We start from the raw sequence: 26918 nt of genomic DNA, 5'->3' as shown, positions 1-26918 counted from the left end.
GTAACAATCACACGCCAACCGGGTGCATTTCACACGCCCGGTTGCGCGTTTATGGTGCGATAAACAGCAGAATTCCTTTGCGCAAACGATCAACTGCGCAGAAATTACATTCACGCGACATTCATGTACGGTCGTTCCACTTTTTGCCACCTCTTTGTCGTCAGCACCTTGCTTCGGGTATGACCCCTGCATAAGTATCGGATGGATCGGCTCACGAGGTCGTTCCCTCCAAATGACAATAACTGAGGCCTCCATGCTCAAACACGCAGTCATTCCGTTCATCGTCGGCGCAAGCCTGCTCGCCAGCGCACCCTTTGCCCAGGCGGCATCCAACCTTGTGTTCTGCTCAGAAGGCAGCCCGGCGGGCTTCGACCCGGCCCAATACACGACCGGTACCGATTTCGACGCATCGGCAGAAACCATGTTCAACCGGCTGGCCCAGTTCGAGCGCGGTGGCACTGCTGTTGAGCCTGGTCTGGCGACCAGTTGGGACGTTTCCGCGGACGTGCTGACCTACACCTTCCATCTGCGCAAGGGCGTCAAGTTCCATACCACGCCGTACTTCAAGCCAAGCCGCGACTTCAATGCCGATGACGTGCTGTTCACGTTCAACCGCATGATCGACAAGGACCAGCCGTTCCGCAAAGCGGCTCCCACCGAGTTCCCGTATTTCACCGACATGGGCATGGACAGCAACATCGCCAAGGTTGAGAAAGTCGACGACTACACCGTGAAGTTCGTCCTCAACACGGTTGATGCTGCGTTCATCCAGAACATGGCCATGTCCTTTGCCTCGATCCAGTCTGCCGAATACGCCGACCAGCTTCTCAAGGAAGGCAAGGCTGCGGATATCAACAGCAAACCTGTCGGCACAGGCCCGTTCGTATTCAAGAGCTATCAGAAAGACTCCAATATCCGTTACACCGGTAACAAGGATTACTGGAAGCCCGAGGACGTCAAGATCGATAACCTGATCTTCGCCATCACCACCGATCCATCGGTGCGCATGCAGAAGCTCAAGAAGAATGAATGCCAGATTACCGCCTATCCGCGGCCTGCCGACCTTGAGACGCTCAAGGCCGACAAGAACCTGAAGATGCCCGATCAGGCAGGTTTCAACCTGGGTTACATCGCTTACAACGTGATGGACAAGATCAAAGGCAGCGACACGCCAAACCCGATGGCGCAACTGAAGGTCCGTCAGGCACTGGACATGTCCGTCAACAAGCAGCAGATCATCGACTCGGTTTACCAGGGCGCGGGCCAACTGGCCGTCAACGCCATGCCTCCGACCCAATGGTCTTATGACGACACCATCAAGGACACGAAGTACGACCCTGAGAAAGCCAAGGCCCTGCTCAAGGAAGCCGGCATCAAGGAAGGCACCGAGATTACCTTGTGGGCCATGCCGGTTCAGCGTCCTTACAACCCCAATGCCAAGTTGATGGCCGAGATGCTTCAGGCTGACTGGAAGAAGATCGGCATCAACGCCAGGATCGTCAGCTACGAGTGGGGCGAGTACATCAAACGCTCCAAAGGTGGTGAAAACGGCGCCATGCTGATTGGCTGGAGCGGTGACAACGGTGACCCGGACAACTGGCTGGGCACGCTGTTCGGCTGCGATGCCATCAATGGCAACAACTTCTCCAAGTGGTGCGACCAGCCTTACGACGCAGTTATCAAACAGGCCAAGGCAACACCTGACCAGGCCAAACGCACCGAGTTGTACAAGCAGGCGCAACACCTGCTCAAGGACGCTGTGCCGATGACGCCTATCGCGCACTCGACTGTCTATCAACCGATGCGCAATACCGTTGAGGACTTCAAGATCAGCCCGTTTGGCTTGAATTCCTTTTATGGAGTCGGCGTCAAGTAATAGCAGTTTGCCTGCACTGCTCTTGCAGCGCAGGCGCTGAATATATGCGTGGAAAAATAAACTCGCCAAGTAGCGTAATTGCAGCTAAAAGCAATTACCTACTTGATTGAAGTTTTTTTCCTACAACAACTAGAGCCTGCGAACCTATTTACCACAAGCTCCGGCCGACATACCGTCGTGGCAGTTTTACTTACTTCAGATATTGTTTTCGGACGTGTCGTTACATATGAGTGCTATCACTCGTCCTTTGGAGGACAGGAATCCTTATGCGTAAAACAATCGCGATAACATCATTAGTGGGCCTTGGACTACTCAACGCAGCCACTACAGCACAGGCTGCCAGCAGCCTGGTGTTCTGCTCCGAAGCCAGCCCGGCAGGCTTCGATACAGCCCAATACACCGCAGCGACAGACAACGATGCAGCCGAGCCGATCTACAACCGTCTGACTGAATTCAAGCCCGGCGATACCAGCGTCTTACCGGCACTGGCCACCAGTTGGGATGTCTCGCCAGACGGCCTGACCTACACCTTCCACTTGCGTGAAGGCGTCAAATTCCATAGCAACAAAGACTTCAAGCCCAGCCGTGGCTTCAATGCAGACGATGTGGTTTTCACCTTCAATCGCATGCTCAAGACCGACCACCCGTTTCGCGTGGCTTATCCGACCGAGTTCCCCTACTTCAACGGCATGGGCCTGAACAAGAAGATCAAGTCCATTGAAAAAACCGGGCCACTGACCGTCGTATTTACCCTCAATACTGTCGACGCCGCTTTCATCCAGAACATCGCGATGAGCTTCGCCGCGATTCTCTCCGCCGAATACGCCGACCAACTCCTGGCCAAGGGCGATCCACGGGATATCAACCAACAGCCTATCGGCACTGGCCCTTTTGTGTTTCAGCGTTATCAGAAGGACTCGCAGATTCGCTACAAGGCCAACAAGGAATACTGGGACCCGAGCCGCGTAAAGGTCGACCAGCTGATTTTCGCCATCAATACCGACGCCTCGGTGCGCATGCAGAAGCTGCGCAAGAACGAATGCCAGGTTTCACTCAACCCACGGCCCGCCGATCTCGACGCCCTGAGAGCCGACAAGCAATTGCAGGTACTGCAACGTCCTGGCTTCAACCTGGGTTACATCTCTTACAACGTGCGTCATGAACCGCTGGGCAATCTGCAAGTGCGTCAGGCGCTGGACATGGCGGTCAACAAGCAGGCCATCATCAACGCCGTCTATCAGGGCTCCGGGCAACTGGCGGTCAACGCCATGCCACCGACCCAGTGGTCTTATGACGACAGCATCAAGGACGCGCCTTTCAACCCGGAAAAAGCCAAGGAGCTGTTGCGGGCAGCAGGCGTCAAGGAAGGCACTGAGCTGACACTCTGGGCCATGCCGGTCCAGCGCCCCTACAACCCCAACGCCAAGCTGATGGCCGAAATGCTCCAGTCCGACTGGGCCAAGGTCGGGATCAAGGTCAAGATCGTCAGCTACGAATGGGGTGAATACCTCAAGCGCACCAAGAACGGCGAGCACGACATGTCCCTGATCGGCTGGACCGGTGACAACGGTGACCCGGACAACTGGCTCGGCACGCTTTACAGCTGTGCGGCGATTGGCGGCAACAACTACTCGATGTGGTGCGACGAGAAATACGACGCGCTGATCAAGTCGGCTATCTCCACCACCGACCGGGAACAACGTATCGACCTGTACAAACAGGCACAGCGCTATCTCAAAGAACAGGTGCCCATCACGCCTGTTGCGCACTCCACGGTCAACCAGCCACTGCGCGCTGAAGTCGAGGGTTTCTACGTAAGCCCCTTCGGTCGCAACAGCTTCTCGGGCGTCAGCGTCAAAGACTGATCCATACACCCTCCGCTTTCATCACCCGTTGCCAGGCAGCGCGTGATGAAAGCGGGTGGCCGGGCACATAAAACAAAACCAGGCCTGAAGCCTGATATCACCCAAGCCGGACAGAAAAACTGGCGTTATAACAATGAAAACAAAGGAGCTGTAACCCTTGAAAACAACCAGCACGGCATTGCTTGCATTATCTCTGACGTCCTTCGGCGCGGTAGCCCAGGCAGAAGAAAGCAGCCATACATTCGTCCCGACTCAACTGAGCACCTCCAACGCACAAGACGAGGCAAAAGGCTTCTTTGAAGACCAGCACCTGACGGGCACCACCCGCAACTGGTACTCCAATGAGCTACTACGTGGGGACGACCGCTTCAGCTACCGGAAGAACGGTGTGGCGACTCCGACTCCGCGCCGAATCAACTGGGTGCAAGGCACCATCGTCAACTACAGTTCGGGCTTCACCCAAGGCACTGTCGGCTTCAGTACAGAAGTGGCGGTGTACAACGCCATCGCTCTGGACAGGGATCGCAAGGACATTGCTGGTGGCGGTAACCGCACACAGGCCGAAAACAACGGCGACGCGGTCGGTCAATGGAGCAAACTGGGCCTGGGCAACGTCAAGGCACGCATCTCCAACACCACCCTGACCGCCGGTCGCCAGTCGATCAACACACCGGTCGTTGCCTATCTCGGCAACCGGGCCTTGCCTTCCAGCTTCCAGGGTTTTGCCCTGCAGAGCGACGAGTTGAACAACCTGTCCATTCAGGCTGCCACCTTTGACCGGATTTCACCTCGTAGCGAGCAAAGTCTGACGAAGTTCCGCTCCACCTATACCAACATCAATGCCACCTCAGACCGCATGAGCATGGTGGGTGCCGACTACAAACCTTTTAGCAACGTGACCGCCAGCCTCTACGCCTCGGATCTGGAAGACTTCTGGAAACAGTACTACTTCGGCTTTACCCACGAGATCGGTGACAGCAAGGCGCTGGCCCTGAGCAGCAACCTGAACTACTACAAGACCAAGGACTCGGGCCAGAGCAAGCTCGGCGCTATCGATAACGATACCTACAGCCTGTCGTTCACCGCGACTCACCAGGCGCATAGCTTCGGCATCGCGTACCAGGAAGTCATGGGCAACGAATACTTCGACTATGCCCGGGAAACCAACGCCATCTTTCTGGCCAACTCCCTGCTGTCGGACTTCAACGGCCCGAACGAGAAATCCCTGCAACTCAGCTATGTCATCAACATGACCGACTACGGCGTACCAGGCCTGAAATTCAATGCCTATCAGGCACGTGGCTGGGGCATCGACGGGACCCATTACAGAGGCACAGGCTACTCTGACGTCACCGATCTGCGCGGCGAAAGTCATTACGAATATGGCATCGGCACCAGCTACGCCTTGCAGTCCGGCCCGCTCAAGGCCACAACCGTACGCGCCACTTACACCACACACCGCTCCACTGGGGCCCAGATTGATGGCGACATCAATGAATTTCGTCTTGTGACCACGATCCCATTCAAGATTCTGTAAGCGGTCATGCCGCTCGGGCCTGGGTCGTGTTCCAACATGACAAAGGCCCGAGCCATAACCTTTGCATTGCTAAAGGAGGTTTCTATTGAAACTGCTCACACTACGCGCCTCGATCGCCATCGCGCTATTCGGCGTCGCCGCCAGTGTCTGCGCCAAACCGCTGGTGGTCTGTACCGAAGCCAGCCCGGAAGGCTTCGACATCGTTCAATACACCACCGCCGTGACGGCAGACGCCTCGGCAGAAACCATCCTTGAGCGCCTGATCGCGTTCACGCCCGGCACCACAGACACCGTTCCCGGTCTTGCCGAAAGCTGGGAAATCAGCCCCGACGGCCTGGTCTACACCTTCAAGCTCCGACGCGGGGTCAAGTTCCAGACCACCGATTACTTCAAACCCACCCGCGACATGAACGCCGACGATGTGCTCTGGAGCTTCCAGCGGCAGATGGACAGCAACCATCCCTGGCATGCGCTCTCACTGGTGGGTTACCCCTATTTCGAGAGCATGGGCTTCAAGGACCTGCTCAAGAATGTTGAAAAAATCGACGACTACACCGTAAGGTTCACCCTCTCGAAAGCCGAGTCGCCTTTCCTGCGTAACCTGGCGATGCCTTTCACCTCGATCTACTCGGCCGAATACGCCGATCAGTTGCTCAAGAGTGACAAGACCGCCGACCTGAACAGCAAGCCGATTGGCACCGGCCCGTTCATCCTGACCCGCTATGCCAAGGATGCTCAGGTCCGCTATAAAGCCAACCCGGACTACTGGAAGCTGAAGGTCCCCAGTGAAGCGCTGATCTTTGCGATCACTCTGGATAACAACACTCGTTTACAAAAACTCAAAGCAAATGAATGTCAGGTTGCGCTTTATCCAAAACCTGACGATATTGCCAGCATCAAGGCTGACCCGAATCTCCAGATCGACGAGATGGAAGCCATGATGACCAGCTATGTCGCCATCAATACATCGCACAAATACCTTGACGATGTGCGTGTGCGACAGGCGATCAACCTGGCTTTCGACAAGAAGTCCTACATCAAGGCTCTGTTTGGCGAAGGCAAGGCCACCGAGGGCGTCGGCCCGTACCCACCGACCATGATCGGCTACGACAACGATAGCCAAAGCCCGCCGTACGATCCGGCCAAGGCCCGTACCTTACTCAAAGAGGCCGGTGTTCCAGAGGGACAGGTGTTTACCCTGTTCACTCGCAATGGGGGTGCCGTGACCAACCCCAATCCGTTGGTGGGGGCTCAGATGCTTCAGAGCGATCTGGCCAAGGTAGGCATCAAGCTCGACATTCGCGTCATGGAATGGGGTGAAATGCTTAAGCGCGCCAAGAATGGCGAACATGACATGGTTTTTGCGGGCTGGGCAGGCGACAACGGCGACCCGGATAACTTCCTGACGCCGAACCTCGGCTGCGACGCCGCAAAAAATGGCGAAAACTACGCTCGCTGGTGCAACAAGGTCTTTGAAGACGTGATCACCCAGGCCAGGGAAAAAACCGACCCCGCCGAACGTGCCGCGCTCTACAGGCAAGCCCAGCAAGTGTTCAACCAGGAGCAACCATGGATAAGCCTGGCGTATCCAAAACTGTTCGTTGCAATGCGTAAGAACGTCGAAGGCTTTCATATCAGCCCGCTGACCAATAACAACTTCACCACTGCACGGGTGAAGTAAGAAAAACAGCCGCCCGCGTCCACAAGATCAAGGGCGGCATGCCTGAAAGGCTGATGAGGTACACCACAAGATGTTTAGTTTTATTGCCCGCCGGGTGGGGTTGCTGATCCCTACCTTCTTCGGCATCACCTTGCTGACGTTCGCCCTGATTCGCCTGATCCCCGGTGACCCGGTCGAAGTCATGATGGGCGAACGCCGGGTCGACCCGGAAATGCATGCCCAGGCCATGGAACGCCTTGGTCTGAACAAACCGCTTTATGCGCAGTACATCGATTACGTCAGCAAGCTCGCCCAGGGCGACCTCGGCGAATCCCTGCGTACTCGCGAAAGCGTATGGACCGAGTTCACCTCGCTGTTCCCCGCCACGCTTGAACTGTCGATTGCGGCATTGATCTTCGCAGGCATTTTCGGGCTTCTGGCCGGAGTGATTGCGGCACTCAAGCGCGGCTCGCTGTTCGATCACGGGGTCATGGGGGTTTCCCTGGCGGGGTACTCGATGCCGATCTTCTGGTGGGGTCTGATCCTCATCATGTTCTTCTCGGTATCCCTGGGCTGGACCCCGGTATCGGGACGCATCGACCTGCTGTATGACATTCAGCCCGTCACCGGTTTCATGCTGATCGACACCCTGCTCAGCGATGAAGAAGGCGCATTCCTCGATGCCCTGCATCACCTGATTCTTCCTGCCATCGTGCTGGGCACCATCCCGCTGGCGGTGATTGCCCGGATGACCCGCTCCTCGATGCTGGAAGTCTTGCGTGAAGATTACGTGCGTACCGCACGGGCCAAGGGCCTGTCGCCTGCTCGCGTGGTATTCGTCCATGGCCTGCGCAATGCGTTGATTCCGGTTCTGACCGTATTCGGCCTGCAAGTCGGCGCACTGCTGGCGGGTGCCGTACTGACCGAAACGATCTTCTCCTGGCCCGGCATCGGCAAATGGCTGATCGAGGCCATTGGCGCACGGGACTACCCGGTCGTACAGAACGGTATTCTGCTGATCGCCTGTCTGGTGATCCTGGTCAACTTCGTGGTGGATATCCTCTACGGCTTTGCCAACCCACGCATCCGTCACCAGCGCTGAGATCCTGACCAATGAGCACACCTACTCCTGAGGTAGCAGTCGATCAAAGCCTGCTTTACCCATCGCCTTACAAAGAATTCTGGCAAGCCTTTTCCCGGAACAAAGGTGCCGTTGCCGGCCTGATGTTCATGATCCTGATCGTGTTCTGTGCGCTGTTCGCCCCTTGGGTTGCGCCCCACGATCCGAGCGAGCAATACCGCGACTTCCTGCTGACCCCTCCGGTCTGGCTTGAAGGCGGTCAATGGCAATTCCTTCTCGGCACCGATGAACTGGGCCGCGACCTGTTGTCCCGGTTGATTCAGGGCTCGCAACTGTCGCTGCTGATCGGCCTGTCTTCCGTAGTCATGTCGCTGATCCCCGGCATCCTGCTGGGTCTGCTGGCCGGGTTCTTCCCACGCTTCCTCGGCCCTGCGGTCATGCGTCTGATGGACATCATGCTCGCCCTGCCCTCGCTGCTGCTGGCTGTGGCTATCGTCGCAATCCTCGGCCCTGGCCTGATCAACACCGTGATTGCCATTGCCATCGTGTCGCTGCCGTCCTATGTGCGCCTGACCCGTGCTGCGGTGATGGGCGAACTGAATCGCGACTACGTGACCGCTGCCCGTCTGGCCGGAGCCACTCTGCCACGCCTGATGTTCGTCACCGTGCTGCCCAATTGCATGGCGCCGCTGATCGTACAGGCGACCCTGAGTTTCTCCTCCGCCATTCTCGATGCCGCGGCACTGGGTTTCCTGGGGCTTGGCGTACAACCGCCGACGCCTGAGTGGGGCACCATGCTCGCTTCGGCCCGCGACTACATCGAACGCGCCTGGTGGGTCGTGAGCCTGCCCGGTCTGACCATTTTGCTCAGCGTGCTGGCAATCAACCTGATGGGCGACGGCCTGCGCGATGCGCTGGACCCGAAACTCAAGAATGCCGCCTGAGGAGATTCGTATGTCACTTCTGCAAATCCAGAATCTCAACGTCCGCTTCGGCGACAGCAAGGCCGTCCCCGTTGTGGATGGCCTGTCGCTGAGTGTCGAAAGAGGCGAAGTCATGGCCATCGTCGGCGAATCGGGGTCCGGCAAGTCCGTGACCATGATGGCGCTGATGGGGCTGATCGACGCTCCCGGCATCATCACCGCCGACTCGCTCAGTTTCGATGGCAACGACCTGCTCAAGCTCAACGCACGCCAACGTCGCCGTATCATCGGCAAGGACCTGGCGATGGTATTTCAGGACCCGATGACCGCGCTGAACCCCAGCTACACCGTGGGTTTTCAGATCGAGGAAGTCCTGCGCCAACACTTGAAACTGTCCGGCAAGGCCGCACGCCAACGCGCCCTGGAACTGCTCGAAAAAGTGGAAATCCCCGGCGCTGCCGCACGCCTGAATGCCTACCCGCACCAACTGTCCGGCGGCATGAGCCAGCGCGTGGCAATTGCCATGGCCATCGCCGGTGAACCCAAGCTGCTGATCGCCGACGAGCCGACCACCGCACTGGACGTCACCATCCAGGCACAGATCATGGATCTGCTGCTGAGCCTGCAAAAGGATCAGGACATGGCGCTGGTACTGATCACTCACGACCTGGCCGTGGTTGCCGAAACCGCGCAGCGTGTCTGTGTGATGTACGCAGGGCAAGCCGTGGAAGTCGGTCAGGTGCCCGGCCTGTTCGACATTCCGGCTCATCCGTACAGCGAAGCATTGCTGGCCGCGATCCCGGAACACAGCATGGGTGCAGCGCGCCTGGCAACATTGCCCGGCATGGTACCTGGCCGTTATGACCGCCCAATCGGCTGCCTGCTGTCGCCACGCTGCCCTTACGCCCAGGAGAACTGCCGCACCCAGCGCCCGTCCCTGGACCCTAAAGCCCACAGCCATGCACGCTGCTTCTATCCCTTGAATCAGGAGGTGGCGTAATGAGCGTCGTACTTACCGCCCGCGACCTTACCCGTCACTACGAAGTCTCTCGCGGCCTGTTCAAGGGCAATGCACTGGTGCGTGCCCTCAATGGCGTGTCCTTTGAGCTGGAAGCAGGCAAGACCCTGGCCGTGGTCGGTGAATCCGGCTGCGGGAAGTCCACGCTGGCTCGCGCCCTGACCCTGATCGAAGAGCCCTCTTCCGGCTCCCTGAAAATCGCCGGGCAAGAAGTCGCGGGAGCCAGCAAGGCCGAGCGCAAGCAATTGCGCAAAGACGTGCAGATGGTGTTCCAGAGCCCGTATGCCTCGCTCAATCCTCGGCAGAAGATCGGTGATCAACTGGGCGAGCCGCTACTCATCAATACCAACCTCAGCCGTGCCGAACGCCGGGAAAAGGTTCAGGCGATGATGAGCCAGGTGGGCCTGCGTCCAGAGCATTACCATCGCTACCCGCACATGTTCTCCGGTGGTCAGCGTCAGCGTATCGCCCTGGCCCGCGCCATGATGCTGCAACCCAAGGTGCTGGTGGCCGATGAACCGACCTCGGCGCTGGATGTGTCGATCCAGGCGCAGGTACTGAACCTGTTCATGGATCTGCAGCAGGAGTTCAACACAGCCTACGTGTTCATCTCCCACAACCTGTCGGTGGTGCGCCATGTGGCCGACACGGTATTGGTGATGTATCTGGGACGACCTGCGGAAATGGGGCCGAAAGAGGAAATCTACAACCGTCCTCTGCACCCTTACACCCAGGCGCTGCTCTCGGCGACCCCGACCATTCACCCGGACCCGCTGAAGCCGAAGATAAAGATCGTCGGCGAACTTCCCAACCCTCTCGACCCGCCAAGCGGCTGCGCCTTCCACAAGCGCTGCCCCTACGCGACCGAGCGCTGCTCAACGGAAGTACCCGAGCTACGGACGGTGGATAACCGTCAGGTAGCCTGTCATTACGCGGAGCAGTTTGTGGCTGCGTAATCCTTCGCGAATGAATTCGCTCCTACCGTAGGAGCGAATTCATTCGCGATCTCAATCAATAGACATCCCTTCTGTAACGCCCCTGCTCGACCAGCTCGGTCACCGCCTGTTCGCCCAGCACATCCTTCAAGACCTGATCCACACCCGCCGCCATCCCTTCCAGACTGCCGCAGATATAAATCGCTGCGCCTTGATCCAGCCAGGCCCGCAACTCATTGGCGGCTTCGCGCAAGCGATCCTGCACGTAGATCTTTTGCGCCTGATCGCGAGAAAACGCCAGGTCCAGCCGCAACAGATCACCGCTGGCCAGCCAGCCTTTCAGCTCGCCGGAACAATAAAAATCATGAGCCACATTCCGCTCGCCAAACAGCAGCCAGTTACGCGATTGCCCCTGGGCGATGCGCGCCTTGAGCAGGCTGCGCAAGCCCGCAAGACCGGTGCCGTTACCCAGCAGGATCATCGGGATCGGCTCGGCCGGCAGATGGAAGCTGCTGTTGCGGCGCAGACGCAGGCTGACTGCGCCGTCCAGCGCGGCATGCTCGGTCAGCCAGCCAGAGCCCAGCCCCAGGCTGCCATCGGGATGCAGTTCCTGACGCACGATCAGTTGCAGTACGCCATCTGCCGGAATCGAGGCGATGGAATATTCGCGGGCGGACAACGGCACCAGTGCATTGAGCAATGCCTGAGCGTGCAGACCGACAAGATGCGCCCGGTGCTGCGGCAATTGGCGGGTAGCCAGGGCCTGAGCCAGGGTTTCCTGCAAACCGTCCACACTGACCGGCATATCCTGAGCAATGCCCAACCCGTTAAGGAAATGCTCAATGGCTGCTGCACTGTTGCGTGGCAAGACCTCGATCAGATCACCGGCCAGCCAGGTCGCCGGACCTGGCGCTGCCAGATCGACCAGAAAGACTTTTGAACCACTGCTGCCGGGGTTCAGCAGTTCACGGCGAACCAGCGTCCAGTTCTCGAAAACCGGAGCCTGCCAGGTGGTGGAGGGTTTGCTGCCCGTCAGTTGCCCAAGCTGTTGTTGCCAGTGCTGCAAGGCGGCTGGGTCGGCGCTGTCGACTTCCACTGGCGCAAACAGGGTGCGGCCGCCACGCTCGCTCAGCCAGTCATGCAAACGGTGAGCGAAACCGCAGAAATGCTGATACTGCCGATCCCCCAAGGCCAGGACGGCGTAGTTCAGGTTCTGCAGCGATAACGGGCTGCCCAGCAATTTACGCTCGAAACCACGAGCGCTGTCCGGCGCTTCGCCATCGCCAAAGGTGCTGACCACAAACAAGGCATTGCTGCTCTGGCTCAGGTCCTGCCCGGTCAGCTCGCCCAGGCGCTGCACCCGCACCGGCAAACCCGCCGCCTGCAACTGCCCGGCGGTCTGCCAGGCCAGTTGCTCGGCAAAGCCACTCTGGCTGGCAAAACCGATCAGCCACGATGACGCATCATTATTGGCTACCAGACCGCCACGGGCCTCTTTGATCTCGCGCTTCTTGCGACGCCGATCCAGATACAGCAGCCAGCCGGTGATGAAGAACAGCGGCATCATCAATGACGCAACGGTCATTACGATACGCCCGACAATGCCGAAATAACTGCCCACGTGCAGCGCGTAATTACTGCTCAGCAATTGTGCGCTCAGGCTCTTGTCCTCATACCGCACGACAAAATTGATCTTGCCGGTGGCCGGGTCCAGATTGAGGGTGCCGAAGGCACGCGGATGCGGCGAACTCTTGAGCAGGTAGAACACGGTAGCAGGCTGACCGCCGCTCGCAGGCAGTCTCAGGTTATAGGAGCTCAGTTCAGGCCCGGCCGCTTCCTGAATGCTGGCCCAGACGGCATCGTAATCCACAACCAGCGGGCCCGGAGGCTGCACAGGCTTATCGCCTTTGCCTTGCTCGACAGGTGGAGGATCGCCCATCAGTTTGTTCATGCCATTGCTGAACCAGTCATAGGACCAGTTCAGGCCGGTCACGGCGAACAACAGATAAAACAGCAGGCACCAGGTCCCGAATATCGAGTGCAGGTCCCAGTTGAAACTGCGGCCTTTCTTCGCCCAATCCATGGTCAGCCAGACGCGCCAGTCCAGTGCCTTGCGCGGCCAGCGCAGATAGAGCCCGGACAGACAGAAGAACACCAGAATCAGGGTACACGCCGCGGTGATCTGCTTGCCGACTTCACCTGCCGCAAGATAGCGATGCACGTTCAGGACAAAATCGAAGAAACCCTCACCTACACCGTTGCCCCGAAGCTCCCCGGTATAGGGGTCGAAATTGCGCTTGGGACCGCGTCGTTGGCCCGGATCAGGTGTGAAATAGACCTGGGCAACGCGATTCCCCACCGTCTGGACACGCAGGATCGCCACTGTCAGGCCCGTGGCGGCCTCCAGCTTGCGGACCAGTTCGGGCGGCGGCAAGGTTGCGCCACGCTCCTGAACGAGCAGCACATCAGGATTGAGCGCGTCGAGAATCTCATCCTCGAACGAATACAGCGCACCGGTAATGCCCATCAAGGCCAGAACCAGCCCCGCCGTGATTCCGAAGAACCAATGAACCTGAAACAGGACTTTCTTCAACACACCCACTACCTCGCCGGCATTTTGCGGTGCGTATTATGCGCTAAATGTTATTTATTCTCATCTTTACGGAGACAGCGCTCAGCCTCGTACAGCATTGAGCCTTGAAGCTCATCAGGGTGAACCATGATGCAAACCCCTCTGCGGTATATCAAAAGCCCTACGACAAAGAAGCATTCGCATAATTGCCCGACCTCTTAGTTATAAAAACATCAACTAACCTCCTGACCACTAGTTCACGAACCGTCACAAAACTTTCACACGACTACTTACCAACCCAAAACATTTATCCTACAAGACACGACTATCTTTCGCCTTTGACACTCATGATCCCGCCCCCCTAATCTTCATCTCAAGCAATAACTGAAACACATAAAACCGGATCCAATAATGGTCCCACTGGAAAATAAGGACATGTCCAATGACTGCACTACTTGAAAGATTAGCTACCGACACCAACACGACCGGCGACCCTGTAACCGACGAAGCAATACAGTCAGCCGATGTATTCTTCAATGTATCTTCCGGCAATGACACAGAAGTTCAACGCACACCTGGCTTGATACTGACCAAGCAACAGATCGTCAACCTCAAACAATATGAACTGGTCGGCCTGGCACTGCCCACAGAGATTGACGCCGTCATTTCCTACCTGGGTTACAGCAGCGGAGCGGGTGTCGGGCTGGAACCTGAGGACTTTCTGAAAAGCTATAAGATAGTGCATGCCCATGCAAGGCGCTGGAGCCCTCTGCGCAGTCAGTTACTGGCGGTTGGCAGCAAACTTAAAGTGTTCGCAGGCCAGATGCTGGTCTACGACAAGAGCATGGAGGACATCTACAGCGACATCAAGGCCGGCAAGATCATTGAACAGTTCGACATCAAGACACTGGAAGACGTCAAACGCCTGTCCCGTGAACTGGGTGACAAATTTCCGGGGATCGATCTGAGCGAAAGCGACAAGGAAACCGCAAAGGACATCGGTTTCTATCTGGCTGAAATCCTGCGCAAGGTCAAGGAAAGCCAGGCAGACGCACAGGACATCAAGGAAGAACTGGAAAAATTCGGTCTGGACCTTGCGCTTTACGTCACACCGGAAATTCAGCGCAAGGTCACCGCAATCGATAACAGCTCATTGCCCACGGATGTCACCAGGCTGAATAACAGTATCGAGCGCAGGGCAAAAGATATCGATGAAAAGAACAAGGAATACAAGGCGGCCGTTGAACGCTCTCTGGGCTCGGTCAGTAAACTGAATATTGTCGGCCTTGCGCTGGGCATCTATTTTGGCGTTGAAGCCGAAGGGGTTCGTAAAGCAAGAAACGAACTGATCTCGCAACAAACCAAAGAAATCGATGAGCTGCAACTTAAAAACAAGATCCTTGGTTCATTGAGCAGGGTCAAGTTTGACCTGCAAAATCTCGTCACCGTTGTTATTGACGCTGACATCGCAACCAAAAACCTGATTACGGTCTGGAACAAACTATTCATTTTCATTGACGGGTCGGCAAAGTCGTCATTGGAAATCAACGATGCCTTGTCACTCCGGGTATTCATGAATCGCTTCAGACAAGTCGTACAACCCTGGAAAACCATCGAACAGGACTCTGATGCGTTACTTGACGTATTCAAAGAAGCTGACGAGGAATTTAAACGGATTTATGGAAAATGAACATGACGAATACTATGACTACCCTTGATACCCCCCTGAATATCAAGACACCTGACCTGCTGATAATGATCAATAGCCAAAGTGCCCTGAGCAGCAAACTGGTCACTGCCGATGTCCTGTACGCCAAGACCTATTACCTGCCCGCTATTTATGAACGCTTCAAGCGTATCAATAACGCAATTGTCATCGAGCACCAACGCCTTGGCGCGGCTTGTATGCGGCTGATGCTCGATATCGAGTCCCGAATCGCCCAATTGAGAAAGTACGATCAGGAACTCGGCGAAACCATGGATCAAGGCGAGATCAAAGACATTCAGGCCGAACGTACCCTGGCCCTGAAAAACGCCATGGCCCTGGCAAGTGCCGAATCGGTCAAGCTGGCCAATGCCTTGAGCGGGATGACGGAAGCCAGCAATCGTCAGCAGACCCGGGAGTTTCAGGCAAGCCTTGAACAAGACGTCCTCCGGGCAACAACCGGGATCAACGAAGCCAATACCACACTGGCCAGCGTTCGCGAGGAACGCCGGGTACTGAGCGAAGCCATCGATGCCATTGAAAGCAAAGGGTTCGCCAGCATTGCCAAGGACACCCTTCTCACGGCTGAAAAAGTGATTGCTCTCGGTGTACAACCTCCGCAGATCGCGGTTATCACCCTGGCGATAGAGCAGATGAAAGCGACCCTGGACTATGGCAACGAGGGGATCAACTTCATAGCCATGATCAAACGTCGCGACAGCCTGCGTGAACGAATCGACAAGCTGTTTGAGCAATTGACCCAGAGGGAGAAGGAAAAGCTGGCGCTGACTCAACGTATCGAGCTGATCGAGTGTTTCAACACCATGGACGATCAGCGCACGCTTTATGTAGAGCAATACCAGAAGATTGCTCAAACAATAGACAGTTTCCTCGCAGCCAATCAGGCAGCCGCGCAGGATGAAAATGCGTTCCGCAGGCGCTTCATCAGCTACGGGCTGCAACTGGCCAGCTATCTGCGCCCCATCCGCTAATCACTCCACACGCTGAATTCAAGGGAAATGGCCTGTTCCATTTCCCTTGCCTCACTACACAACTCATCAGGGGCTCAATAATGGCAGGGAATCTGATCCATCAAAGCGACCTCACGGGGCTCGACAACTATATGCAGGTCTTGCGCAGACTCCCCGAGTTCACCCGCTCATTCAAGGTCAACCTTGATCTGGTCCCGGTACGAGAGTACGGAGCCTACCGGATACCGGAAATTGCAGAACTGCTGGCCAAGGCAAGCCAGCACTTGTCCATCTGGTCGAAAATCCTGCCAGCCATTAATGCCCTGCATAGTGAACTCGAGGCATTTCTAGAGAAAATCATGCAGTCCTTAGAGAACATCAGGAGCAGCAAGGACGTCTCTGCGCAATTGGTTGAACAAAGCAGAAAACGACTGGGCATGTTCCTGGAGGAACTCGATGATCACATTGAAACGCTGCAATCCCTGACAAAAGGCATCTATACCTTTCTTCCTCGCCTCATCGACTTCATGAACAGCAACATCTATCGACACGCCAATGAATACAACCTGATCGAAACAAGCAGAGAGCAGAGTGTTGCGCTGCAAAAACTCACCGCCTCAATCCCTTCGAATCGAAAAGGCCCGGCGCTTTCTCCCGAAGCGCGACTCAACGGAGCACGAAACTACGTACTCATTACCCAACGGCAATATGCAGAGGCCTATTGCGCAGCAGCCAATATGAATGCCTACATGACAAGGATGTGCGACTTGTTGGGGATCGCTTTCGCCCACACTCTGCGAATGCGTAAAAGCGACACCCCTTCACGCCCCTATCTGGAGGCACGCCTGCTGCTGGTCAGCCTGAAGGAAATCAAGCGTTTCACACAATGGTTCAACAGCCTGACCGCCAGCCCCGCCTGAACGGTTGCCGACAGGGAAGCCCAAATAAAAAAGCCCGCAATCGCTTGCGGGCTCTCGGACAGGCTGGACGCTTACACGTAATACGATTTCAGCGGCGGGAAGCCGTTGAATTCAACAGCGCTGTAGCTGGTGGTGTAGGCGCCGGTAGACAGCCAGTACAGGCGGTCACCGATAGCCAGGTTCAACGGCAGGCCGTACTTGTAGTTCTCGTACATGATGTCGGCGCTGTCGCAGGTAGGACCCGCGATGACCACTTCTTCCATCTCGCCTTTCTTCTCGGTCCAGATCGGGAACTTGATGGCTTCGTCCATGGTTTCGATCAGGCCGGAGAACTTGCCCACATCCGTGTACACCCAACGCTCGACGGCGGTACGCGACTTGCGCGCAACCAGCACGACTTCGCTGACCAGGATACCGGCGTTGGCAATCAGGGAACGGCCCGGCTCCAGAATGATTTCCGGCAGGTCATCACCGAAGTCTTCCTTCAGGAAGCGGATGATTTCCTCTGCGTAGGTTTCCAGGCTGTTGGTACGGGTGATGTAGTTGGCCGGGAAGCCGCCACCCATGTTGATCAGCTTGAGCTCGATGCCGTCTTCTTCTTTCAGACGTTCAAAAATCACCTTCACCTTGGCGATGGCTGCGTCCCAGACGCTGATGTCGCGCTGCTGCGAACCCACGTGGAAGGAGATGCCGTAAGGCACCAGACCCAGGTCACGAGCCAGGATCAGCAGGTCCATGGCCATGTCGGTCTGGCAGCCGAACTTGCGCGACAGAGGCCAGTCGGCCGTAGTCGAGCCTTCGGTCAGGATACGCACGTAGACTTTCGAGCCCGGCGCGGCCTTGGCGATGTTGCGCAGGTCCGCTTCCGAGTCGGTCGCGTACAGACGCACGCCCTTGTCGTAGAAGTAACGAATGTCCTTGGACTTCTTGATGGTGTTGCCATAGCTGATGCGATCAGCGCCTACGCCACGGCTCAGCACCTTGTCCAGCTCATAGATCGAAGCGATGTCGAAACTCGAACCCTTTTCCTTGAGCAGGTCAATGATCTCGACCGCAGGGTTGGCCTTCACCGCGTAGTACACCTGGGCGAACTCAAAACCGGCGCGCAGGTCATCGTAGGCCTGGCTGATCACCTGGGTGTCGATGACGACAAACGGGGTTTCTTGCTTGTCAGCGAACGACTTGATCTTCTTGAAAGAAGCGTCAGAGAAATAGTCTTCGACCTTGATCGGCATGCTTGGGAACTCCACTTGGCAAACAGATGAATATAAATGGGTGTAAATGAACGCCCTCCGTATCCCCACTTTGGTTCGCCTACTTCCCAAGGCATGTCGCCGAAAGCAAAAAGGCCATGGGGATCATGCCCCTTGGCCTTGCTGTCTCGTCGTCAGTACTTGAGCCGGATGGATCGTTTCCAGCATGGACGTTCGGCGCGAACTTTAGGACCTGAGAGGCTTGAGATCAACAAAAAATGTCGCGTTTTGACACACGTTCGGCAGATAACCGAGTTGACCGCCGTTATAACCGACCCTGATGACAGGCTGATGTTCATTTTCAGGGCGATTTGGGTGACAGCCTGCAAGGCCATTTTCTCGTAAGTCGCCGTAGGAGCGACTTCAGTCGCGAACACCGTCCTTCGCGAATGAATTCGCCCCTACCCCGCATTAGCTCAGCGCTTCAGCCGCAACCTCAGCCGGCGAAACAATACTGGTCTTCATGCCCCGTGAACGCCCGGAACTCAGATAAGCCGCAATCGACTCTTGCGTCACCTCACCAAGGAACACACGCTCGGCATCCAGAACCGGCAACCAGGCGCGATTGAACTCGTACATGCGCGACAGCAGGATGCGCAAGTGTTCGTCGTAGGCGGCCGTGGCGTTGAACTCGCTCAGGAACTGGGCGCAGGTGCCCTGCTGGCGATGCAAGTCGCGACGACGCACGTACCCCAGTGCCTTGTTCTCGGCATCGGTGACGACAATGTAGCGACGGTCGTTTTCGTCCATCACTTCCAGCGCATCGGCCACCGGAGTTTCCGGGCTCACCGACGGTGCGTTGTCGGCGGCGTCTTCGGCCTTGACCAGCAGCAGGCGCTTGAGTGTGCTGTCCTGGCCGACGAAGTTGCTGACGAACTCGTCCGCCGGGTGCGCCAGCAAAGTGTCCGGGTGGTCGATCTGCAACAGCTTGCCCGCCCGGAAGATCGCAATCTTGTCACCCAGCTTGAGGGCTTCGTCGATGTCGTGGCTGACCATGATCACGGTCTTGTTCAACGCACGCTGCATCTCGAAGAACTCGTTCTGGATCATCTCGCGGTTGATCGGGTCGACAGCGCCGAACGGCTCGTCCATCAGCAGCAGCGGCGCTTCGGCCGCCAGGGCACGAATCACGCCGATGCGCTGTTGCTGACCACCGGACAGCTCACGGGGATAGCGATGCAGATACTGCTTGGGCTCAAGCTTGATCATGCTCATCAGTTCGCGGGCACGGTCGTGGCAGCGTTGCTTGTCCCAGCCGAGCAGCTTGGGCACGACCACGATGTTTTCTTCGATGGTCATGTTCGGGAACAGGCCGATCTGCTGGATCACGTAACCGATGTTGCGGCGCAGGGTCACTTCGTCCAGGTCGGTGGTGTCTTCACCGTTGATCAGCACCTTGCCGGAGGTCGGCACGATCAGGCGGTTGATCATTTTCAGCGTGGTGCTCTTGCCGCAACCCGAAGGCCCGAGAAAGACGCAGATCTCACCTTCATTGACGGTCAGGCTTACCGAGTCCACGGCTTTGACGTCTTTGCCGTTGGAGGTGAAGGTTTTGGTCAGATTCTGAAGTTCGATCATTTGAGCAATCCTTTTGGAGTCAGGGTGCGTTGCAGCCATTGCAGGAGCAGGTCGGCGAAGATGGCCAGAATGCTGACCAGCACTGCGCCGACGATCAGCATCGACATGTCGCTGCGGCTGATTGACGCGAGAATGAGTACGCCCAGGCCACCGGCACCGATCGTGGCGGCGATGGTCATGACACCGATATTCATCACCACGGCGGTGCGCACACCGGCGAGGATCACAGGCACGGCAATCGGCAGTTCAACCATGCGCAGGCGCTGGCCGAAGGTCATGCCGATACCTTTGGCAGCTTCGCGGATACCCGCATCCACACCCGTCAGGGCCAGGTAGGTGTTGCGCATGATCGGCAACAGTGAATAGAGAAACACCGCCGTGATCGCTGGCAACGGGCCAAGGCCCTGGCCGAATTTGGAATAGAACGGCAGCAGCAGACCGAACAGGGCAATGGACGGCACCGTCAGCAGCACCGTGGCACTGGCTTGCAGCGGCCCGGCCAGCGTCGGAAAGCGTGTCATCAACACACCGAGGGGAACACCCACCACAATCGCCAGGCTCACGGCGATACCGACCAGGGTGATGTGCTGCCAGGTCAACTGCATGACCTGAGCCCAGTCCAGATGGGAGAAGGCGCTAAAGAAACTCATATCGTCTCCTTCCTTATTTGAGTGGATGCTGGCGCAGGAAATCTGCGGCGACTTTGGCGGGGCTTTCATGACCGACATCGACGCGGGCGTTGAGCTCGATCATGGTCTGGTTATCCAGAAGGTCAGCCAGCGGCTTGAGCAGCGTGGCGATTTCAGGATGGGCATCCAGGTACTCCTGACGAATCACCGGCGCGGCGGTGTAATCCGGGAAGTAATGCTTGTCGTCTTCCAGCACCTTGAGCTTGAAGGCGTTCAGGCGTCCGTCAGTGGTGTACACCAGCCCGGCGAACACCTGCCCGTTACGCAAGGCGGTGTAGACCAGTCCGGCGTCCATCTGCCGGGTATTCTCGCGACCGAGATTCATGTCGTAATGCTTGACCATGCCGATCAGCCCATCGGAACGATTGGCAAACTCGGTGTCCAGCGCTACGACATGACCCTCTCTGGCTTCGTCCTTGAGCACCTTGGTCAGGTCGCTCATGGTGTTGACCTGTGGATACTGATCGGCAATTTTCTGCGGCAGTGCCAAGGCATAGGTGTTGTTGAAGCGGGACGGTGAAAGCCAGACCAGGCCTTTCTTTGCATCCACTTCCTTGACCCGTGCGTAGGTCTGCTCGCTGTCGAGCTTTTCGTCGATATGGTTGTAGGCCACCAGCGACACACCGGTGTACTCCCATAACAGATCGAGTTGACCGCTTTCCTGTGCGCTGCGGGCCAGGTTGCTGCCCAGGCCACCGGTAATCTGCACGTTGTAGTTCTTGGTGCGCAGGTATTGCGCGGTCAGTTCGGCGAGCATGGTCTGCTCGGTAAATACCCGTGCGCCGATGCGCAGCAAGGGTTTTTCTGCTGCCTGGGCAAAACTGCTGAACAGCAGCCCGAGGCCCAGTAACAAAGCTAGCTTTTTCATGGAAGTTCCTTTCTCTCAGCGGCTCAGGCCGCGCTCCAGCCAGATGCGACTCAACAGAGAGACCAGGCCATCAAGTACCAGAGCGAGCAACGCCGTACACGCAGCACCCAGCAGCAATTGCGGCTGATTGTTCAGGGCAATACCGGGGAAAATCAGGCTGCCAAGGCTGTTGGCACCAATCAGGAACGCCAGCGGCGCGGTTCCCACATTGATCGCCAGCGCCACGCGAACACCGCCGACAATGATCGGCACGGCATTGGGCAGCTCGACACGCAGCAACACCTGACGCGGTGTCATGCCGATGCCGGTAGCGGCTTCCTTGAGTGAACCCTGAACGTTTTTCAGGCCTTCGTAGGTGTTGCGCACGATGGGCAGCAACGAGGCGAGGAACAAGGCGAAGATGGCTGGACCACTGCCGATCCCGAGAATCCCGAGAGCGATGGCCAGAACCGCGAGGGGTGGAACGGTGTTGCCAATGTTGAAGATCTGCATGAAGCGTTCGGCTCGGCCGACCATGTTCGGTCGGCTGAGCGCAATGCCGGCAGGGATACCGACCACGACAGCCGCCAACATTGAAACCAGAACCAGAACCAGATGGGCCTGCAGGTAAAACAGCAGATCATCCTTGTACTTCATAAACGTATCGATGCCGATCCAGTGGACCAGCAGGGCCAGGAGTACGATGCCAACCGTACCTCCCAATAGCCCCTTGCCATAGCGATTAGCCACGGGCGGACTCCTTATTTCAGTCGGCGAACGCGCTGCCTGTGACGCCCGGTAATGAGCGCCTGCAATAACGTTCGCGAAGAGCAGCAGGTGGATCGCCAGCGAGGATTTTTCCTCGGCGAATACACAGGCCATGAGCGCAACTTCGTCAAGCTAACTTGCTGATTTATCAGCTCTTGATGCCGGCCTTACATAGCCTGTTACAAGAGAGTGGACGTCTCCACGGTCTGAAAGGTTCCCACGGGAGATGCTATTTGGCCACCCTGAATCGACTGAACGGTTCGGTTATTGGCTTGAGTTGAGCTATAATCTGCGCCCTTTTTTTGACTCTCTTTCAGGCGATTTCCCATGACCCAACAGGCCGCCGAAGTCGCGAAACGCCGCACTTTCGCCATTATTTCCCACCCGGACGCCGGTAAAACCACCATCACGGAAAAACTGCTCCTGATGGGCAAGGCCATTTCCGTCGCCGGTACGGTCAAATCCCGTAAATCAGATCGTCATGCCACATCCGACTGGATGGAAATGGAGAAACAGCGCGGCATCTCCATCACCACTTCGGTCATGCAGTTCCCGTATCGCGATCACATGATCAACCTGCTCGATACCCCGGGTCACGAAGACTTCTCCGAAGACACCTATCGCACCCTGACGGCAGTCGACTCGGCGCTGATGGTGCTGGACGGCGGTAAAGGTGTAGAGCCTCGCACCATCGCCCTGATGGACGTCTGCCGCCTGCGCGACACACCCATCGTCAGCTTCATCAACAAACTCGACCGCGACATCCGCGACCCTATCGAGTTGCTGGACGAGATCGAAGCGGTCCTGAAGATCAAGGCCGCACCGATCACCTGGCCGATTGGCTGCTACCGCGACTTCAAGGGTGTCTACCACCTGGCCGACGACTACATCATCGTCTACACCGCCGGTCACGGTCATGAGCGCACTGAAACCAAGATCATCCAGAAACTGGACTCGGACGAAGCCCGTGCTCACCTGGGCGACGAGTACGACCGTTTCGTCGAGCAACTGGAACTGGTGCAGGGTGCCTGCCACGAGTTCAATCAGGAAGAGTTCATCAACGGGCAACTGACCCCGGTGTTCTTCGGGACTGCATTGGGTAACTTCGGTGTCGATCACGTGCTCGATGCCGTGGTGGACTGGGCTCCCAAACCTCTGGCGCGGGTTGCCAACGAGCGCAGCGTAGAGCCGGTCGAAGAGAAGTTCAGCGGTTTCGTGTTCAAGATCCAGGCGAACATGGACCCTAAACACCGCGACCGTATCGCCTTCATGCGCATCTGTTCGGGCCGCTACGACAAGGGCATGAAAATGCGCCATGTACGTCTGGGCAAGGATGTACGGATCGGCGACGCACTGACATTCTTCTCTTCCGAGCGCGAGCAACTGGAAGAGGCGTATGCCGGTGACATCATCGGCCTGCACAACCACGGCACGATCCAGATCGGTGACACCTTCACCGAAGGCGAAAGCCTGGGCTTCACCGGTATCCCGCACTTCGCGCCGGAACTGTTCCGCCGCGTACGCCTGAAGGATCCGCTCAAATCCAAGCAACTGCGCCAGGGCCTGCAACAGCTGGCCGAAGAAGGCGCAACGCAGGTGTTCTTCCCGCTGCGCAGCAACGACATCATCCTGGGCGCCGTCGGCGTGCTGCAGTTCGATGTGGTCGCCAGCCGTCTGAAGGAAGAGTACAAGGTCGAATGCGCCTACGAGCCGATCACCGTCTGGTCAGCCCGCTGGATCGACAGCGGTGACAAGAAGAAACTCGAAGAGTTTGAAAACAAGGCTGTGGAAAACCTGGCTCTGGACGGCGGCGGTCACCTGACCTACCTGGCCCCGACCCGCGTCAACCTGGTCCTGATGGAAGAGCGCTGGCCGGACGTGAAATTCCGCGCAACCCGCGAACACCATTGATCTGAATTCGCCTGCCTCAGTCACAGTGCGTAGGAGTAATGCAGATCAGTTAAGGCCATAAATCACTTTGTGGGAGGCAGCTTGCTGGCGACTTCAGCGTACAGACGCAGAATATCTGCCGGTTTTCACGCCTTTTCGCCAGCAAGCTGCCTCCCACAAGTTTTGCTTGCACCTTAACTGATCGGCATTAGTGCGTAGCGACTTCAGTCGCGAATGCACGAGCCCAAAAATTACTTGCAGGCATACTGCGCCAGCTTTTCCTGCATGAAATCCAGAAAGCACTGAATTCTCAGCGCCAGCTTCGAGTTGCGGTAGTACACCGCATGGATGGGCTGTCGATACCCGCTGTGGGCATCGGCCAGCACAACCTGAAGACGCCCCTCACGAATATCTTCGTGGGTCATGAAGTGCGACAGGCACACGATCCCCTCTCCCGCCAGTGCAAGGTGACGCAATGTGTCGCCACTGGATGCTGACAATGCCGGCTGAATCGGCCAGCGATCTCCACCCGCATGACGCAGCGGCCAGTTATTCAGGGTTTCGCTGTGGGAGAACCCCAGCAACGTATGGTTCGCCAGTTCCTCGACCGAGGTCGGTACACCATGTCGCTTCAAATAATCCGGGCTGGCCAGGATATTGAGCGGGGTACATCCCAGAGAGCGGGCATGCAGGGTTGAATCGGCCAGAGTCCCGATGCGGATGGCGATATCGGTGTTCTGCTCAAGCAGATCGATAACCAGATCATTGCTGTTGAGTTCAAGCTGGATGTCCGGGTACAGCTGGCGAAACTCGGCCACGTAAGGCACGACCGAGTGCAGCATGAACGGCGAAGCGGCATTGACGCGCAAACGTCCGGACGGTCTTTGTCGGGACAGGGACAGATGCTCTTCCAGATCCTCCATCTGCTCAAGAATCTGTCGGGCTCGCGCCAGAAAGAACTTGCCCTCCTCCGTCAGATCCATGCGCCGCGTGGTGCGGTTGATCAGTGTGGTTTCCAGCTTGGCCTCAAGGCGCGCCAGGGTCCGGCTGACACCGGAAGGTGTTTGCCCCATGTGCTCGGCGGCGGCAGAAATCGACCCGCTTTCGATCACCGAAACAAAGACCTGCAATTCATCGGACCTGGCTTTCATTGTTGCCTCCAGCTCAAAACAGACTGGATATTAGCGCCGTTCGTTCGCTGCCGTGGGAGCGGATTCATCCGCGAAATAAATCAAACCCCAAACACTTGAGCCAGATGCGCCTCATAGCGCTTCACATCGCTGTCGATATCCGGGCGCTTCATCACATCCACCGCCAGGAAAGTCGGCAGGCCGGTCATGCCCAGAAACTGGTTGGCCTTGTGAAACGGGAAGTACACCGCGTCCACGCCCCTGGCTTCAAAGAAATCGGTCGGGTCGTCGAAGGCCTGCTGCGGCGCATTCCAGGTCGCGGAGATCATGTACTGCTTGCCTTGCAGCAAGCCGCCACTGCCGTATTTCTGCGAAGCGTCGGAACGGGTACGACCGTCGTTGGCGTACAGGCTGCCATGCCCCTCGGTGAAGACTTCATCGATGTACTTTTTCACAGTCCATGGCGCGCCCATCCACCAGCCAGGCATTTGCCAGACCACGACGTCGGCCCAGAGAAACTTCTGCACTTCTTCGGCCAGGTCGTAGCCGCCGTCGATAAAGGTTTCCTTCACGTCGAAACCGGCACGGTCCATGAAAGCCACACCGGCTTCATGCAAGGTTGCGTTATAGCGGCCTTCAGAATGCGCGAATTGTTTGCCGCCGTTCAGGAACAGGATCTTTTTCATGTCAGCCTCATGGATAAATGCTTGAAAACCCGACCCGCCGAAGCCGGATTGAAAGTCAAAAACAATGGGCCGCAGGATAAAGAAACACGTGCAAGTGAGTAATGACCCGTCAGGCAAAATACTTTTGCCTGAAAGGCACGAATCAATCATCAATTATTGATTTAAAAAGGGTCAGCCTGCTATCAGCAAATGCAGCCCAAGCGCTCCCATCCCGATAAAGAACACTCGCTTGAAAACCAGGGCGCTGATTCGCTGGCGAAGCCATTGGCCCAACAACATCCCCAGCAAGGCTGGGATCAGCGCCAGCAGTGACGCCCCCATTTCACCGCCACCCAGTGCCCCGTTCCACAGCAAGCCTGCCGCCAGCGCCAGTGTCGAAACGGTGAACGACAACCCTAGCGCCTGCACCAGTTCATTACGCTCCAGCGACAACGCTTGCAGGTAAGGCACAGCTGGAATCACGAACACGCCGGTGGCCGAAGTGATGATCCCGGTGATGAAACCGCATACTGGCCCAAGCCAGCGCTCGGTCCTGGCTGACACCTTGAACGTCGGCAGAAACAGCCCGCTCAGCGCATAGAGCAGCAACGCCCCGCCCAGTGCGCGAGTCATCGAATGTCCGCCGCTCATGCCCAGCCAGAACGAACCCAGAAATGTGCCGATGACGATCAGGCTGAGCATTGGCCACAAGCGCCTGAGCAACGGCTTCAAGTGGCCACCTGTCGCCAGTTGCCAGATGTTGGTGAAGGTAGAAGGAATGATCAGCAGAGCCGCAGCCTGTGCCGGCAACATAGCCAGCCCCAAAAGCCCCATGGCCACTGTCGGCAAGCCGAGCCCGATCACACCCTTGACCGTTCCGGCCAGGAGAAAGGTACCGATCACCAGAGCGGTAAGGCCCCAACCGGCAGTTTGATAAAAATCCAGGAATGTATTCATGGCCCTATCCTGAGCCAGCCGAATCGTTTTGAATATCTGTCTTGCACCAAGCCTGCCTCAAGCAAAGACAGAGGCTGA

At 57.1% G+C, this 26918-nt stretch carries 21 protein-coding genes; 12 read left to right on the top strand and 9 right to left on the bottom strand.

The window, feature by feature from the left end; translation table 11 throughout:
* Positions 1 to 253 precede the first annotated feature (253 nt).
* From JL015_RS23350 to JL015_RS23315, 8 genes are all read left to right on the top strand, one after another.
* Entirely contained in the window at positions 254 to 1876 is a 1623-nt protein-coding gene (locus tag JL015_RS23350; RefSeq protein ID WP_374063466.1) for an ABC transporter substrate-binding protein, read from the top strand.
* A 266-nt stretch (positions 1877 to 2142) separates the two neighbouring features.
* Complete coding sequence (locus tag JL015_RS23345) at positions 2143 to 3741, top strand: ABC transporter substrate-binding protein (RefSeq protein ID WP_201020119.1); 1599 nt, start codon at positions 2143 to 2145, stop codon at positions 3739 to 3741.
* Positions 3742 to 3898: 157 nt separating this feature from the next.
* Positions 3899 to 5278, top strand: coding sequence for an OprD family porin (locus tag JL015_RS23340; RefSeq protein WP_201020118.1), 1380 nt, complete (start codon positions 3899 to 3901; stop codon positions 5276 to 5278).
* Positions 5279 to 5363: 85 nt separating this feature from the next.
* Positions 5364 to 6959, top strand: a complete 1596-nt coding sequence (locus JL015_RS23335; RefSeq protein ID WP_201020117.1) for an ABC transporter substrate-binding protein — start codon at positions 5364 to 5366, stop codon at positions 6957 to 6959.
* Positions 6960 to 7029: 70 nt separating this feature from the next.
* The gene (locus JL015_RS23330; protein WP_201005615.1) at positions 7030 to 8040 is read left to right on the top strand and encodes an ABC transporter permease subunit; all 1011 of its coding nucleotides are present in this window, start codon (positions 7030 to 7032) and stop codon (positions 8038 to 8040) included.
* Between the two features lie 11 nt (positions 8041 to 8051).
* Positions 8052 to 8963 carry an ABC transporter permease subunit gene (locus tag JL015_RS23325; protein WP_201005616.1) on the top strand — a complete coding sequence of 304 codons (912 nt, stop codon included), beginning with the start codon at positions 8052 to 8054 and terminating at the stop codon, positions 8961 to 8963.
* Positions 8964 to 8973: 10 nt separating this feature from the next.
* The gene (locus JL015_RS23320; protein ID WP_201020116.1) at positions 8974 to 9942 is read left to right on the top strand and encodes an ABC transporter ATP-binding protein; all 969 of its coding nucleotides are present in this window, start codon (positions 8974 to 8976) and stop codon (positions 9940 to 9942) included.
* Complete coding sequence (locus JL015_RS23315; RefSeq protein ID WP_201020115.1) at positions 9942 to 10916, top strand: peptide ABC transporter ATP-binding protein; 975 nt, start codon at positions 9942 to 9944, stop codon at positions 10914 to 10916. Before JL015_RS23320 ends, JL015_RS23315 begins: the two co-directional genes overlap by 1 nt.
* A 55-nt stretch (positions 10917 to 10971) precedes the next feature.
* Here the strand turns inward: JL015_RS23315 and JL015_RS23310 are convergent, their stop codons facing one another.
* Positions 10972 to 13488, bottom strand: a complete 2517-nt coding sequence (locus tag JL015_RS23310; RefSeq protein WP_201020187.1) for a PepSY domain-containing protein — start codon at positions 13486 to 13488, stop codon at positions 10972 to 10974.
* A 421-nt stretch (positions 13489 to 13909) separates the two neighbouring features.
* Between JL015_RS23310 and JL015_RS23305 the strand changes: the two genes are divergently transcribed.
* The 3 genes from JL015_RS23305 to JL015_RS23295 all read left to right on the top strand — a co-directional run bounded on the left by JL015_RS23305 (position 13910) and on the right by JL015_RS23295 (position 17063).
* Positions 13910 to 15157, top strand: a complete 1248-nt coding sequence (locus JL015_RS23305; RefSeq protein WP_201020114.1) for an alpha-xenorhabdolysin family binary toxin subunit A — start codon at positions 13910 to 13912, stop codon at positions 15155 to 15157.
* Between the two features lie 2 nt (positions 15158 to 15159).
* Entirely contained in the window at positions 15160 to 16164 is a 1005-nt protein-coding gene (locus tag JL015_RS23300) for an alpha-xenorhabdolysin family binary toxin subunit B (protein ID WP_201020113.1), read from the top strand.
* An 80-nt stretch (positions 16165 to 16244) separates the two neighbouring features.
* Entirely contained in the window at positions 16245 to 17063 is an 819-nt protein-coding gene (locus JL015_RS23295; RefSeq protein ID WP_201020112.1) for a hypothetical protein, read from the top strand.
* 71 nt (positions 17064 to 17134) lie between these two features.
* On the opposite strand, the gene JL015_RS23290 is transcribed toward JL015_RS23295, so the two are convergent.
* The 5 genes from JL015_RS23290 to JL015_RS23270 all read right to left on the bottom strand — a co-directional run bounded on the left by JL015_RS23290 (position 17135) and on the right by JL015_RS23270 (position 22180).
* Entirely contained in the window at positions 17135 to 18298 is a 1164-nt protein-coding gene (locus tag JL015_RS23290; protein WP_025258414.1) for a type III PLP-dependent enzyme, read from the bottom strand.
* 429 nt (positions 18299 to 18727) lie between these two features.
* Positions 18728 to 19894, bottom strand: a complete 1167-nt coding sequence (locus JL015_RS23285) for an osmoprotectant ABC transporter ATP-binding protein OsmV (RefSeq protein WP_201020111.1) — start codon at positions 19892 to 19894, stop codon at positions 18728 to 18730.
* Positions 19891 to 20544, bottom strand: coding sequence for an ABC transporter permease (locus JL015_RS23280; protein WP_201005626.1), 654 nt, complete (start codon positions 20542 to 20544; stop codon positions 19891 to 19893). The genes JL015_RS23285 and JL015_RS23280 overlap by 4 nt, the downstream gene beginning before the upstream one ends.
* Positions 20545 to 20557: 13 nt before the next feature.
* Positions 20558 to 21451 (bottom strand): glycine betaine ABC transporter substrate-binding protein, encoded by an 894-nt coding sequence (locus tag JL015_RS23275; protein ID WP_201005627.1) that lies wholly within the window; start codon positions 21449 to 21451, stop codon positions 20558 to 20560.
* 15 nt (positions 21452 to 21466) lie between these two features.
* A complete protein-coding gene (locus tag JL015_RS23270; RefSeq protein WP_201005628.1) occupies positions 21467 to 22180 on the bottom strand; it encodes an ABC transporter permease in 714 nt (237 codons plus the stop codon).
* A gap of 345 nt (positions 22181 to 22525) precedes the next feature.
* On the opposite strand from JL015_RS23270, the gene JL015_RS23265 reads away from it, so the two are divergent.
* Positions 22526 to 24109 carry a peptide chain release factor 3 gene (locus JL015_RS23265; RefSeq protein ID WP_201020110.1) on the top strand — a complete coding sequence of 528 codons (1584 nt, stop codon included), beginning with the start codon at positions 22526 to 22528 and terminating at the stop codon, positions 24107 to 24109.
* A gap of 230 nt (positions 24110 to 24339) precedes the next feature.
* Here the strand turns inward: JL015_RS23265 and JL015_RS23260 are convergent, their stop codons facing one another.
* From JL015_RS23260 to JL015_RS23250, 3 genes are all read right to left on the bottom strand, one after another.
* On the bottom strand, positions 24340 to 25239 hold the full coding sequence (locus tag JL015_RS23260) for a LysR family transcriptional regulator (RefSeq protein WP_201020109.1): 900 nt from the start codon (positions 25237 to 25239) through the stop codon (positions 24340 to 24342).
* 80 nt (positions 25240 to 25319) lie between these two features.
* Positions 25320 to 25904, bottom strand: coding sequence for an NAD(P)H-dependent oxidoreductase (locus tag JL015_RS23255; RefSeq protein WP_201020108.1), 585 nt, complete (start codon positions 25902 to 25904; stop codon positions 25320 to 25322).
* A gap of 171 nt (positions 25905 to 26075) precedes the next feature.
* Positions 26076 to 26840, bottom strand: a complete 765-nt coding sequence (locus JL015_RS23250) for a sulfite exporter TauE/SafE family protein (protein WP_201020107.1) — start codon at positions 26838 to 26840, stop codon at positions 26076 to 26078.
* Positions 26841 to 26918: the final 78 nt, after the last annotated feature.

The sequence above is a fragment of the Pseudomonas cichorii genome (assembly GCF_015471405.1).
In the GTDB taxonomy this organism is placed as follows: domain Bacteria; phylum Pseudomonadota; class Gammaproteobacteria; order Pseudomonadales; family Pseudomonadaceae; genus Aquipseudomonas; species Aquipseudomonas serbiensis.
The sequence above is the reverse complement of the archived record's forward strand: the minus strand, read 5'-3'. Positions and strand labels throughout refer to the sequence as shown.